This is a genomic window from Sporosarcina sp., from assembly GCF_029257255.1.
In the GTDB taxonomy this organism is placed as follows: domain Bacteria; phylum Bacillota; class Bacilli; order Bacillales_A; family Planococcaceae; genus Sporosarcina.
Window position 1 is genome coordinate 1 of the sequence record NZ_JARICI010000025.1, and the last position, 13,036, is coordinate 13,036.

Below are 13,036 nucleotides of genomic sequence, written 5' to 3' on the forward strand. Positions count from 1 at the left end.
TGCTATTCCCGCAGGAGTCGCCGCCTTACACTCCAATCAACTACATATGACGTAAGCTATTTTGCTGCCAATGCTAAAAACTTAACTCATCATATATATTAATCAATAATCTTCCTCATTGAAGCCAAACTCTTTTAGTCGACTTGGACGGTTGCGCCAGTCTTTTTGCACTTTCACCCATAACTCCAGGAATACTTTCTGACCAAGAAGCATTTCAATATCTTTACGGGATTTCGTTCCAACTTCTTTCAGAAGCTTTCCACCTTTACCAATCACAATTCCTTTTTGCGAATCTCGTTCCACAATGATTGTCGCACGAATATGCATTTTTTCTGTATTCGGATCCTGCTCGATACTTTCGATTGCTACAGCAATGGAATGTGGAATTTCCTCGCGAGTCGTATGAAGGACTTTCTCACGGATCATTTCAGAAATAATAAAACGTTCCGGATGATCCGTCACTTGGTCATTATCATAAAATTGAGGGCCTTCTGGTAAATAGCTCTCCAGCGTTTCTGTTAACCGCTCGATATTGTTGCCATTTAGCGCTGAAATCGGAACAACTTCCGCAAATTTCATCTCATTCGTATACGTAGTAATGATCTCAAAAAGCTGATCCGGATGTACAAGATCAATTTTATTAATAACAAGGAACACAGGTGTTTCAGACTTTTCTAGCCATTCCATAATAAAGCGGTCGCCGGTGCCGATTTTTTCATCCGCATTTACCATGAACATGATGACATCCACTTCGCTCAGCGTGCTTCGTGTTACTTTCAGCATGAAGTCACCCAGGCGGTGCTTCGGTTTGTGGACACCCGGCGTATCGATGAAGATCATTTGGGAAGTTTCACTTGTAACAATTCCCTGTACCTTATTTCTCGTTGTCTGTGGCTTATCGCTCATAATCGCGATTTTCTGTCCGACCATCCGATTGATAAACGTGGATTTCCCTACGTTTGGACGGCCAATAATAGAAATAAAGCCTGATTTAAATGCATTATCGTTCTTCGGCATAGTCTAAATCCTCCTTGGAAAAAGCTCCTGGCAATAGCTGTTCGACAGTCGTCTCCTGCACATCCCCTTTAAGATTGGTCAAATAAACGGGCATATCCGGTGCGCAAAATTCTGCTAGTACCTGACGGCAAGAGCCGCATGGAGAAATCGGGCCTGCTGTATCTCCGATGACGGTCAGCGATTTGAAGGTTTTTTCACCTTCTGACACCGCTTTAAAAATAGCGGTTCTCTCCGCACAGTTCGCCAGACCGTACGCAGAATTTTCGATATTACAACCACGGAAAATTTTGCCGTTAGCTGTTTCAAGCGCTGCGCCCACCGGGAATTTTGAATAAGGTACATATGCTGTTTTCATCCCAAGCTCCGCTTCTTTTCGTAACTGTTCAACCTTCATATTCTTCACTCCATTACTTTTCATATTCACTCAACCAAACCATTTCGGGAAAAAGATCAGACAGCCGATTACCGCACTTGCCAAGGCAAAGATCAGTACTGAACCAGCTGCAATATCCTTCGCCTTCTTCGCTAAAGGATGGTGTTCAGACGTCACAAGATCTACGACATACTCAACGGCCGTATTCATTAATTCAAGCGCCATCACCCCTCCGATCAACAGGATGATAATGAGCCATTCAATCAGGGATAAACCAGTTAGCCATCCGGCGATTATTACAACCACCGCGGATAAGCCATGTGATTTCATATTGCGCCCTTTTGCAAAGCCGTCGAGAATTCCGTCCCAGGCATAAACGAATGCCATCAAAAACTTTTTCAAGTTTTCACTTCCGTTCTAAGCCGAACGACGTCAGGATTTCATTTTGCCTCCCGAACATTTCACGTTCTTCTTCCTCATCCATATGGTCGTATCCAAGTACATGAAGGAAGCCGTGCAGCGCCAAAAATCCAAGCTCCCGCTCAAATGTATGGTTATACTCTTCCGCCTGGCGCTGAGCTGTTTCGATCGAGATAATGATGTCGCCTAGAACAACTGGCATATCTTGCTCGTGTACGATTGCTACTTCTCCCTCAGATAATTCTTCTAATGCAAATGAAATGACATCCGTCGGTTTGTCTTTCCCTCTAAATTCCGCATTGACCGCCTGAATTGCATCATCGTCCATAAACGTCACAGACAATTCATAGAGGCCATCCAGTTTTTCCATTTTCGCCGCGTGATTCAATAATTCAGTAATTAACTCTTCCGACTGTTTTCCGACTGTTTCGGTATCATCTTGAAAATAAAAGTCTATCATATTTACTTACTCCTTCATTAATCGGGATATTCGATCCGGTTGTGGAAAATACCGTTCATCGTTTCACAAATTACTTGTTTCACTTGTTTAATCTCTCGCATGGATAGATCACATTCGTCAAATTGGTCGTCCTCCACTTTAGAACGCACAATTGCTTCGACCAATGAAGCAATTTTTTCTGGTGTCGGGTCTTTCATAGAACGTACCGCCGCTTCCACACTGTCCGCAATCATGATAACCGCAATTTCCTTCGTCTGCGGTTTGGGTCCGTCATATCTAAAATCCTCTTCTTTGACATCCGGATTCATTTCTTTGGCTTTCACATAAAAAAACTTCAGTAAACTGGTGCCGTGGTGCTGTCTTGCGATTGCAACCAGTTCGGCAGGCATATGGTGTTTTTCTAAGATTTTCGCACCATCTTCTGCATGAGCTATTATCATATCACGACTTTTTTCAGGCGGCAGAGAATCATGCAGATTTTGTCCGGCATGCTGGTTCTCAATAAAAAATCCAGGATGAATGGTCTTGCCGATATCATGGTAATAGCTGCCGACGCGTGCAAGCAGCCCGTTTGCCCCGATAGATTCACAAGCTGCATCTGCTAAGTTTGCCACCATAATACTGTGATGATACGTTCCTGGTGTTTCTACTAAGATCTTCTTTAGCAACGGGTGGTTCGGATTCGACAGCTCGACCAAACGCATATTCGAAAGCAATTGAAAGACCATTTCAAAAAACGGCAGCAAACCAATTGTCAATGCACCCGAAAGGATCCCAGAGGTGACAGCCGCTACTGCGTAGAAAGTCAGCTCAGGCAACGTATAGCTTGTCTGTGTCATTAACAGATAAAAAACGATAAACAATAGATTTGACGCGGATACCGCAAGACTTGCCTGCAGGATCGTTGACCGTCTGCCAGTCTCGCTGATCACATAAATACTGACAATTCCGCCGAATAAAATATACAAAGCTACTTCCATCTGCATAATAGCAGCGAGGCCTTCCTGCAGCATTATTCCTGCTGTCGCTGCTGTTGGTATGGCCGATAAGACCGCTGTACGTTCATTAATCAGAAGTTTAATGAGCATAGGTGCCAGTGCAGTAGGAAATAAAAAAGCGATTTGCACATCAAATTCACGATCAATATAACTGATCATTTTCATCAAGAGAATGACAGCAAATAAGACCACATAAAACATCAGCAAAGCTTTCTTTTTAAACCGTGCTTCATTTTTTGCTTTAGAAAAATGTATTCCAATCAAAGCCGAGATGAAGAGTACGAATAAACCGATGCCAATTGAAGGTTTGATTGAAGACTGATTCGTCAGTACGCCCGAAAGTTTCAGTTGCTGATAGATATCACGATCGATCAATTGGCCTTCACGTACAATCACTTGCCCTTGCAAAATGCGGATTGGTTCAACTGATTCACGGGCATCTGTTTTATTTTTCTCCGTCAATTCTTCATCGATTACCTCTGTCTCGACAATAGCCGCCCTTCCTAAAGCGAGGGCCACGTCCAGCAATTCTGATGACAGTGTAGCTGTCTGACGCAGCTGACGTTCGACTTCATAACGATGCGTTGGAACTGCTTCCTGCTTATATGGTTTGGATAGTTCTTCACCTATGATCTGCAGTAATTGCTTATGCAATGTATCGAGATCGGATTGTTCTGAAGACACCAACAGTTCTAATTGCTCATCTGATAAACGCATTAGTGATTCTTCGTTTTCCATGCCATCAAGTTTTTCCCTCAGCTGTTTCAATTTCATACTGGACGTCATGGCCGGTTCTTTTTTTACTTCTACTTTGACATCACTGACCGCTGTGAAAATAGAGCTGACCAGAGCTTGTCTATTTTTCATGATATCTTCTGAAAAACGATAGGATGAAGAAACAGCCTGCTCGGCTCTCACCCGTTCAAGTTCAGTCTTCTCTGTATCTTCAATCGTCTTAGGCGAGCGTATTGTTTTCGGAGAGATTTCATAAGCCGAAATTTCATACGTTTCGTTCTGACCGTTCCCGTACATTAAGAAAAACAAGAGAAAACTGGACAGCGAGACTACCAGAAGCAGCAGAAATGAAAACTTCACTTTTTTTAGCTGCAAAAGCAATTGTTTAACGTACTCCAAATAGAGCGCCTCCTTTCAACAACTTTTGCTGCTTGCTTATGTATCGATTTAATTACTTCACTCATCTCAAATATTTTAATTATGCCGGAACTTATACAGCTATGTTAGCCATTATACCTCATTAAAGGGTTATCCTGCATTTATTTTCTCAGTCTAAAAGACTGTAAGTGATAGAAAGACAGTAACTAAACTCAAACTATAATTTACCATAAATAAAAAACAGTCAGTAGAGCATTAAGCACGTAAAATCCCTAACCAATAAAAAAGACAACTTCTTAGAGTTGTCATAATGATAAATAGTTAAAAAACTTTTCAAGATTATTGCAACGATTTTCTTACAGCAAGAATATTTGTAGATTGCTGGAGAAAGTGTGTTCATCGTTCAAAAGCCCGAAAACTTTATAGTAAAGGTTTTCGGGCTCTTCATAATTTATGATTGGGAAGACTGTTCTTTCTCATATGCATCAATGATTTTAGCTACAATCGGATGCCGTACAACGTCACCTTGCTCCAAGTAAATAAATTGAATATCTTGGACTTTCTTAAGAATATGCTCGGCTACAATTATGCCCGACTCAGCTCCGCGCGGAAGATCGATCTGTGTTTTATCCCCCGTGATCACCATCTTAGATCCAAAGCCCAGACGTGTTAAAAACATTTTCATCTGTGCTTTTGTGGTATTTTGTGCTTCATCCAGTATGACGAATGCATCATCGAGAGTTCTACCTCTCATATAGGCTAAAGGTGCGATCTCGATTACACCGCGTTCGATCAGACGTTCTGTATGTTCTGCGCCCAGTATATCATGAAGTGCATCATAGAGCGGACGCAAATAGGGATCGACTTTTTCTTTCAGATCACCTGGAAGGAAACCAAGGCTTTCTCCTGCTTCGACAGCCGGACGAGTCAGGATGATACGCTTCACTGAGCCTGACTTCATTGCCTGAACAGCCATAACGACTGCAAGATATGTTTTTCCGGTTCCTGCAGGCCCGATACAGAATACCAGATCTCTAGAACGGATTGCCGACACATACTCACGCTGACCAATCGTTTTGGCACGAATTACTTTACCTTTTGTGTTGCGTGCGATTTCTTCATCGTAAAGAGTAGAAAAGTATTCGATGGTGCCGTTTTTCGCCATTTCGATCGCTGTTGCAACATCCCGCAAATTAATATTAATTCCTTTTCGGATGACCTTTAGTAATTGTTCGAGCAGCGCTTTAGCCGCTAGGCCTGGTTCTTCTTCTCCGCTGATCGTAATTGTTTCACCTCTTGTGCGGATTGCGATATTTAATTCTTCTTCGATCAAATTCATGTTTTGATCGGAAATGCCAAGAAGCATGATCGCTTCATTTGGTTCTTCAATATGAAGTTGAATGGTTTGTTCGCTCAATATATTCAGTCCCCTTGAGTTATCGGTCGTTTTTCAGCTATATTTTCATTAATTAAAAACAATAGAGTCCCCTTAACTTTATCATTAGTGAAGGATACATGTAAAATGTTTTCCTCTTTAATCAGCAGTTCGTTTTGCTTCTTTGATAACAGATCATATCTCAGCAGAGGAAGAATAACTGACTCTTCCATTCCCTTTTTCAGACGTACAGTATGAACGGGGTCTTTCCGTGTTTTGATTACATTGATCGGGCTTCTAACAGTATACGTCCCGCTTTTACTTTCAAACCATGGAACTCTCCACTTTACATTCACCTGTTCTTCACCAAGTGAGGAATAACTGACTGTGCGCGGCAGCTCAAAATGAACTTCCAGCCAATAATCCGCGAACACCTCGCCATCCGCACCGACTACAGTTGTTTTCTCTCCTTGTTCCAGAATACCTGTCGCTAGCAAATCGCCCTTTTTCACAGTCTGATGTATGATGCTCGCGCGTTCTCCACGCGTCAAAGCAAAATGGGTGATGACCCCTCCTGTTTTAGCGACTAAATGAGACGGTTTTTCTTTTCTTTCTTCTTTAACATCGGTCGAGAGCGGCGCCAGCATCGGTGTGACCTGTAAAGAAGTTCCAGCCTGTTTAAATCGAATCCAGGACAGCGCGGGCTCATCCTGCATCAGCATTCGCCGCATTTCATCTTCTTCAGGCAGTTTGGACAGTAAGGAAGGCACCACGATATGCGCTTTTGTCAATTTCTTCTCGAGCCGTTCAGCCAGTTCCGGCACTTCGCTATCTACATGGACATTCCATAGAAACATGGAAGCTAGCAGCGGCAGCAGACAGCCGATCAGAAAAAGAAACGAAGCAAACAGACGGAATTGAATCGAATCACTGCCAATGCGAGAAATTTTCACTTTTACTCTGTACTTTCTTCTGAAGCGCCGAATCGTCTGAATGCCTTTACTGTCTGTTTCAAAATAAACAGACTTTCCTGCTACATATAAATTTTTTATTTTGACGTGCTCGACTTGCAGTTTTCCAAGAAATGAAGATGTTCCGCCAGCAGCACTCAACTGGACTTCAAAACTTTTAGTAGCCATAAGGCGATTCCTCTCGAGGCTGGTAGCGGATCGATAAATCTTTCAACTCTGAAATCGAGATATGGGCATGCTGTTCAGTCAACGCAAGCACTGTTATCTCTTTTGCCTGGACAATCAAAGAAAAATCATCAGTTTGAAAGGATACGGCTTGTTCGCTCAATGCTTTCAATTGATAGAAACCGGTAATTCGTAACGTATGGAATTCATCTAATATGACAGATGGATGAAGTGCGAATAATTTTTTCACGAAAAAACCCCCTATCTCACTCTATGAAGGAGATAGGGAGTACATGCTTACCGTTTTGATTTTGGCGGGCCTAAAATTTCGGAATAGACAATTCCCTGTAGGACTTGCTGAGGGGTAGTCGGGATCAAGTCTTCCTGCAAAATACGTTCAGTTGACTGAACCACAGGCTGCCTTTCGGAATTAAGTCTGCTTCTCGTATTGACCTGCCGTTCTGTTCGAGGTGCAGAGACTGCGTTAACAGGCCGTTCTTTCCGTTTCTTTTCCTCGGGAGATTCCGGGTAAAAGATTTCCGTTTGAGGTGCCTGTGGCTTCACAGGAGCTTCCTCCGGCTTTATTTCTTGCTGAAGCTCTTTAAATTCCTTCTGAATATCTTCAAACAGATCTTTTGAAAGATCTTTCAGCGAACGTGATGTATTAGCTGGTGCCGAATTTGTGCGCTGCGACTCTCTTGAATCACGCTGCGCTGTCTGTGTATAGGTCGGTCTCTGTACAGGTGGCTGTTTTTTCGGTTCGGGTTTTTCTTTCTTTTTACCGAACAGGGAGCCAAGCGCCAGCATGATAACCAAAATAATGAGTTGTTCCATTATGCATCCCCTTCCCGGGAATTCATTGTTTTACTGTTGATCAGTCTTTTTTCTGTTGCCCGGGACCTTGCTGGTCACCGCCTACTTTACTGATTGAATCGCGCATGCCAGTATCAGCCTGGATATTTTTGTAGTTCATATAATCCATGATACCAATATTTCCTGAACGCAATGCCTCTGCCATCGCTAAAGGAACTTCGGATTCTGCACCCACAACTTTCGCGCGCATCTCCTGAGTTTTCGCCTTCATCTCTTGCTCGCTGGCAACAGCCATTGCGCGGCGTTCTTCCGCTTTTGCCTGTGCAATATTCTTATCTGCCATCGCTTGTTCAGTTTGAAGTTCCGCACCAATGTTTTTACCGATGTCAACGTCGGCAATATCAATTGACAGGATTTCAAATGCTGTACCTGAATCTAGTCCTTTTTTAAGAACCGTTTGGGAAATCATATCCGGATTCTCTAATACTTTCGCGTGGCTGACAGAAGAACCGATTGTCGATACGATACCTTCACCAACACGGGCAACAACTGTTTCTTCACCTGCACCACCGACGAGACGGTCGATGTTTGCACGAACTGTAATACGAGCTTTTGCTTTCACTTCAATACCGTTCATCGCAACACCCGCAATAAACGGAGTTTCGATAACTTTCGGGTTAACGGACATTTGTACTGCTTCCAGTACGTCACGTCCTGCCAAGTCAATCGCCTGTGCTCTTTCAAAAGTTAACGCAATGTTCGCACGCTGCGCAGCGATCAAAGCATTGACAACACGGTCCACATTACCGCCTGCCAAATAATGACTTTCTAATTGGTTGATTGATACTGTCAGACCCGCTTTATGTGCTTTAATCAGCGGATTAACAACTCTGCTCGGAATAACTCGACGTAAACGCATCCCGATCAGTGTGAAGATACTTACTCTTACTCCTGCAGCAATGGCGGAAATCCATAGCGTTACAGGTACAAATGTAAAGAATATTGCCAGTACGATGATGATAATGAAGACTGCAGCTACCAGTCCGATTGTTCCTAGTCCCATCATAAGCCTTGTTCCTCCTCTTTCTTCTTCTCTCTTACTACGATTCTGAAACCTTCCACCGCAACGATCACTACTTCTTTATCGCGATCAATATACCGCCCCTCTGATACTACATCAATCCGTTCGCCGTCTAATTCAGCGACTCCAGAAGGATAAAGCGGAGTAAGCGTAACCGCAACTTTATTCAATAGATCCGTACGGTTTTCATTGGATACGTAACCGCTTTCCGTATCCATCGTATCCATTAAAATGATTTTATTCAACAGATGAAGTTTTTTTCCGAAGAATTTCATTATAACCACCGCTCCTATACTTGCTACGGCCATCGCAATCAGTACAGAGATTGCCATGAATGCCAAATTTGTGCCCGCAAGCAAAATACTTCCTATTATAGCTAGGACCCCAAAGACGCCCGCTATCCCTCCTGCAATGAAAAATTCGGCGATGATGAGCCCGACGCCCAATAGGAATAAGATCAGTGTCTCATATCCCGCAAGCCCCGCTACTGTATGTCCGTAGAAAAATGAGAACAGAGCAATCAGCCCCATACTTCCCGGCACACCGAACCCAGGAGAATAAAGCTCCACAATCAATCCCAGACTGGCAATCGAAAGCAAAATCGGAACTACTACCGGATTGGTAATGAAACGGGCAGCTTTCTCTGAAAACGTTTCGGCTGTAGAAATCACTGTTGCATCTTCAAAGCCCAGTTTCGCGAGCAGTTCATCAAATGTTGCAACCGTACCTTCACTATAACCTACTTCTTTTTCCGCTGCTTCAGAAGCAGTTAATGTTAAAAGTTCACCTTTTTTAGCGTGATATTTCGGCAGATCAACATCCGGATCCGCCATTGCTAGAGCATATTTTGGATTACGCCCAGAATGCAAAGCAGCATTTCTCATTTCTGCCAGCCAATAACTGTTTGTTTTTGTTTCTGCTGCGTTTCCTGAACCGTCGATCACTTGCGCTGCTCCGATTGAACCGTTTGGAGTCATGTAGATTTGATCTGCATAGAGCGCCAGGAACGCGCCAGCCGATAATGCACGGTTGTTGATAAACGCAATAATTTCAGTGTCATCATCCACAGATTTCATGAGTTTGGCAATCTGATCAGCCGCATCTACAAATCCACCTGGTGTGTCGATGTCTAATACAATCGTATCTGCTCCAGCGTCTGCCGCTTCTTTAAATGAACGCTGAAGAAACGCATGGAGACCTTTTTCCACTTCTTGATGAAGCGGCACTTGGTACACTTTCTTTTCAGCTGCATCTGAGTGAATAAAAGGCAACGCGATTGTCCCGATGAATAAAATGAGCAGAAAAACTGACCTAATCATTTTAGTCATTGATTTCTCACCTCTCTCTACTGCCTATTATACTTACTATTTACGTTTGAAAAAGCTTTTGGTTTCATTTCTTTAAAAAGAATTTTGGTTTTCTTTTTTAGGCAATTCATTTGCAAAAATATAGATTTCCGATATAGTGTATCCACTTAAAACGAATTAATGAAAATAAACACTGAAATATAAAATAAACCGAAAATCCATTGACGGATTTTCGGTTTATCTGATATTGCAATAATTGTTGGTCTCAAAATTCAATGTAGGCAGAAATTAGAATTTGCGCTTACGTGCCGCTTCTGATTTCTTTTTACGTTTTACACTTGGCTTTTCATAGAACTCGCGCTTTCTTACCTCTTGTATTGTACCACTTTTGGATACAGTACGTTTGAAGCGGCGAAGAGCGTCTTCAAGTGATTCATTTTTGCGAACGACTGTCTTAGTCATATCTCTTGTCCCTCCCTCCGAGCACACTTCATACATAGCTGTTTGCCATGTACTAGCAAATTATAACGTAAAAAACGGTGCTGGTCAATAAAAAACTATTAGAATATGAATAAGAATTTTCATTTGACCTCTAAAAAGCTTCTTTCGCTTTTGGTTCATCCAGCTGCAACGGCTAGAGGCTCGGGTCATAAGTCAAAGCCGCTTTGCGGCAAACAACGCCGCTTCGCAACTCTGCCTTATGCCTGCCGCCTCTGGACAGCCGCTTCTGCTTTTGGTGGCATCCAGCTGCAACGGCTAGAGGATTGGGTCATAAGTCATAGGCGCTTTTCACTTTTGATTAATACTCAGACGTGGACTCCAGACCCTCCATGATCGCTACACCTGAACTAGCTCCGATACGTGTTGCGCCTGCTTCGATCATCTTATTGACATCTTCAAGGCTACGGACGCCGCCTGACGCCTTGACGCCAATCTCCGGGCCTACAACTGCACGCATTAACTTTACGTCTTCAGGGGTTGCTCCGCCAGTTGAGAAGCCAGTCGATGTCTTCACGAAATCAGCACCTGCCAGTACTGCCAGTTCACTTGCAGTACGCTTCTGCACATCGTCCAGCAATGAAGTTTCCAGAATCACTTTGACAAGCGCTTTATCTTTAGCTGCCTGAACGACTCCTTCAATATCCTGCTGCACATGCTCAAGTAATCCGCTGTGAAGTGCGCCGATATTCAAGACCATGTCCACTTCATGCGCACCGTTGGCAATCGCATCTTTTGTTTCAAAAACTTTTGTCTCTGTCGTGCTGGCACCTAACGGGAAACCGATGACTGTGCAGACTTTAACGTCCGTACCCTTCAGCGCCTCAGCTGCCGTATGAACCCAATATGGATTAATACAAACAGATGCAAATGAATATTTCTTTGCTTCTTCACATAGTTCCAGTACTTGCTGTTTAGTCGCATCTGCTTTCAGCAATGTGTGATCAATATAAGCGGCATAGTTATTCGTCAATGGAAGCGCTCCTTTTTCTACATCATTTCTTTCAGTATAGCAAAGCTTGAATTTGCTTGCACGAAAAAGACCGCCAAAACAGGCGGCCTTCTCTTAAATCACAATTTTTTGATCTTCAATAATTCGTACTGCCTGTCCTTCATTGTAAGGATATCCGGCTTTCGTAATTTTCACACGTACAATCTGTCCGACCATCGTTTCATCAGCAGGCAGTACAATTTTCAAATAGTTGTCTGTATAGCCTTCATATAAACCTGAATCTTGATCAAGCTTGTAGCGTTCTTCCGGAATGACTTCCAACACTTCGCCTTCAAACTTTGCAGCATAATCCTTAGCTAGCTGATCATTTAATGAGATCAGACGGTGTACACGTTCATTTTTTATGCTTTCATCGATTTGATCTTCCATGCGCGCAGCAGGTGTGCCCGTTCTCATGGAATACGGGAAAACGTGCAGTTCAGAAAATTTATGGTCACGAATGAAATTATATGTTTCCATAAATTCTTCTTCCGTCTCACCAGGGAACCCGACGATGACGTCAGAAGTGATCGCCAATTGAGGCAGCGCTTCATTCAGACGTGTCAGACGCTCAGAGAAGAATTCCATCGTATATTTCCGGCGCATCCGCTTCAGTACAGTGTTTGAACCTGACTGGATTGGAATATGCAAATGACGGACGACAATCTTTGAGTCACGCAAAACATCGATGACTTCATCAGTTAATTGGCTGGCTTCTATCGAACTGATCCGCAGACGCTTTAGACCTGTCACTTTTTCTTCAAGGTCTCGCAGCAGACGTGCTAAATTATAATCTTTCAAATCCTCGCCGTAACCGCCTGTATGAATACCTGTCAGAACGATTTCCAAATAACCTGCATCTACAAGCTGCTGCGCCTGATGGATAACTTCTTCTGGATCACGGGAACGCATTAAACCACGTGCCCATGGAATGATACAGAACGTACAGAAGTTATTACAGCCTTCCTGAATCTTCAATGAAGCACGTGTACGATCGGTGAATGAAGGCACATCAAGCTCTTCATAAACTCGGTTCTTCATGATGTTGCGCACCGCATTGATCGGCTGACGCTCTTCACGGTACTGCTCAATTAATCCTAATAATTTTGTACGGTCTTGTGTACCGACAACGATATCCACTCCAGGAATCGCCATAATTTCTGCAGGTGATGTCTGTGCATAGCACCCTGTTACGCAGATGACCGCATCCGGATTCTTACGGATTGCACGGCGGATCACCTGACGACTCTTTTTATCACCTGTATTGGTTACGGTGCATGTGTTAATTACGTAAACGTCTGAACTCTTTTCAAAATTCACGCGTTCATAACCAGCTTCCTGAAAAAGCTGCCAGATTGCTTCTGTTTCGTAATGATTTACTTTGCAACCTAATGTATGAAAAGCAACCGATGACATAAGCTGCTCACCTCTTTCATTCAAATTCATAAGACATA

Annotated in this window: 14 protein-coding genes; all 14 read right to left on the reverse strand. The window is 43.1% G+C overall.

The window, feature by feature from the left end:
• Positions 1 to 102: 102 nt before the first annotated feature.
• Complete coding sequence (gene era / locus Q1J64_RS05780; protein WP_301108134.1) at positions 103 to 1,017, reverse strand: GTPase Era; 915 nt, start codon at positions 1,015 to 1,017, stop codon at positions 103 to 105.
• Positions 1,001 to 1,411, reverse strand: coding sequence for a cytidine deaminase (locus Q1J64_RS05785; protein WP_301108135.1), 411 nt, complete (start codon positions 1,409 to 1,411; stop codon positions 1,001 to 1,003). Before Q1J64_RS05785 ends, era begins: the two co-directional genes overlap by 17 nt.
• Before the next feature lie 30 nt (positions 1,412 to 1,441).
• The gene (locus Q1J64_RS05790; RefSeq protein ID WP_301108144.1) at positions 1,442 to 1,777 is read right to left on the reverse strand and encodes a diacylglycerol kinase family protein; all 336 of its coding nucleotides are present in this window, start codon (positions 1,775 to 1,777) and stop codon (positions 1,442 to 1,444) included.
• Between the two features lie 19 nt (positions 1,778 to 1,796).
• Positions 1,797 to 2,270: an rRNA maturation RNase YbeY gene (gene ybeY / locus Q1J64_RS05795; protein ID WP_301108136.1), complete on the reverse strand. Its 474-nt coding sequence runs from the start codon at positions 2,268 to 2,270 to the stop codon at positions 1,797 to 1,799.
• Positions 2,271 to 2,287: 17 nt separating this feature from the next.
• The gene (locus tag Q1J64_RS05800) at positions 2,288 to 4,402 is read right to left on the reverse strand and encodes an HD family phosphohydrolase (protein ID WP_301108137.1); all 2,115 of its coding nucleotides are present in this window, start codon (positions 4,400 to 4,402) and stop codon (positions 2,288 to 2,290) included.
• 430 nt (positions 4,403 to 4,832) lie between these two features.
• Positions 4,833 to 5,798, reverse strand: coding sequence for a PhoH family protein (locus Q1J64_RS05805; protein WP_301108138.1), 966 nt, complete (start codon positions 5,796 to 5,798; stop codon positions 4,833 to 4,835).
• A gap of 5 nt (positions 5,799 to 5,803) precedes the next feature.
• Complete coding sequence (locus tag Q1J64_RS05810) at positions 5,804 to 6,895, reverse strand: sporulation protein YqfD (protein ID WP_301108139.1); 1,092 nt, start codon at positions 6,893 to 6,895, stop codon at positions 5,804 to 5,806.
• A complete protein-coding gene (locus Q1J64_RS05815; protein ID WP_301108140.1) occupies positions 6,885 to 7,142 on the reverse strand; it encodes a hypothetical protein in 258 nt (85 codons plus the stop codon). The genes Q1J64_RS05810 and Q1J64_RS05815 overlap by 11 nt, the downstream gene beginning before the upstream one ends.
• 47 nt (positions 7,143 to 7,189) lie before the next feature.
• Positions 7,190 to 7,726: a hypothetical protein gene (locus Q1J64_RS05820; RefSeq protein ID WP_301108141.1), complete on the reverse strand. Its 537-nt coding sequence runs from the start codon at positions 7,724 to 7,726 to the stop codon at positions 7,190 to 7,192.
• 40 nt (positions 7,727 to 7,766) lie between these two features.
• Entirely contained in the window at positions 7,767 to 8,768 is a 1,002-nt protein-coding gene (gene floA / locus Q1J64_RS05825) for a flotillin-like protein FloA (RefSeq protein WP_301108145.1), read from the reverse strand.
• A complete protein-coding gene (locus Q1J64_RS05830) occupies positions 8,768 to 10,114 on the reverse strand; it encodes an NfeD family protein (protein WP_301108142.1) in 1,347 nt (448 codons plus the stop codon). Before Q1J64_RS05830 ends, floA begins: the two co-directional genes overlap by 1 nt.
• Before the next feature lie 267 nt (positions 10,115 to 10,381).
• Entirely contained in the window at positions 10,382 to 10,555 is a 174-nt protein-coding gene (rpsU, locus tag Q1J64_RS05835) for a 30S ribosomal protein S21 (RefSeq protein ID WP_009496905.1), read from the reverse strand.
• Positions 10,556 to 10,892: 337 nt separating this feature from the next.
• The gene (deoC, locus tag Q1J64_RS05840; RefSeq protein WP_301108143.1) at positions 10,893 to 11,564 is read right to left on the reverse strand and encodes a deoxyribose-phosphate aldolase; all 672 of its coding nucleotides are present in this window, start codon (positions 11,562 to 11,564) and stop codon (positions 10,893 to 10,895) included.
• Positions 11,565 to 11,657: 93 nt separating this feature from the next.
• Positions 11,658 to 12,998: a tRNA (N(6)-L-threonylcarbamoyladenosine(37)-C(2))-methylthiotransferase MtaB gene (gene mtaB / locus Q1J64_RS05845; RefSeq protein WP_301108146.1), complete on the reverse strand. Its 1,341-nt coding sequence runs from the start codon at positions 12,996 to 12,998 to the stop codon at positions 11,658 to 11,660.
• Positions 12,999 to 13,036 lie beyond the last annotated feature (38 nt).

Excerpts from the sequence above, each read along its gene's own strand:
- era (WP_301108134.1), bottom strand. The coding sequence starts at position 1,017 with ATGCCGAAGAACGATAATGCATTTAAATCAGGCTTTATTTCTATTATT.
- Q1J64_RS05785 (WP_301108135.1), bottom strand. The coding sequence starts at position 1,411 with ATGAAGGTTGAACAGTTACGAAAAGAAGCGGAGCTTGGGATGAAAACA.
- Q1J64_RS05790 (WP_301108144.1), bottom strand. The coding sequence starts at position 1,777 with ATGGCATTCGTTTATGCCTGGGACGGAATTCTCGACGGCTTTGCAAAA.
- ybeY (WP_301108136.1), bottom strand. The coding sequence starts at position 2,270 with ATGATAGACTTTTATTTTCAAGATGATACCGAAACAGTCGGAAAACAG.
- Q1J64_RS05810 (WP_301108139.1), bottom strand. The coding sequence starts at position 6,895 with ATGGCTACTAAAAGTTTTGAAGTCCAGTTGAGTGCTGCTGGCGGAACA.
- Q1J64_RS05820 (WP_301108141.1), bottom strand. The coding sequence starts at position 7,726 with ATGGAACAACTCATTATTTTGGTTATCATGCTGGCGCTTGGCTCCCTG.
- floA (WP_301108145.1), bottom strand. The coding sequence starts at position 8,768 with ATGGGACTAGGAACAATCGGACTGGTAGCTGCAGTCTTCATTATCATC.
- Q1J64_RS05830 (WP_301108142.1), bottom strand. The coding sequence starts at position 10,114 with ATGACTAAAATGATTAGGTCAGTTTTTCTGCTCATTTTATTCATCGGG.
- rpsU (WP_009496905.1), bottom strand. The coding sequence starts at position 10,555 with ATGACTAAGACAGTCGTTCGCAAAAATGAATCACTTGAAGACGCTCTT.
- mtaB (WP_301108146.1), bottom strand. The coding sequence starts at position 12,998 with ATGTCATCGGTTGCTTTTCATACATTAGGTTGCAAAGTAAATCATTAC.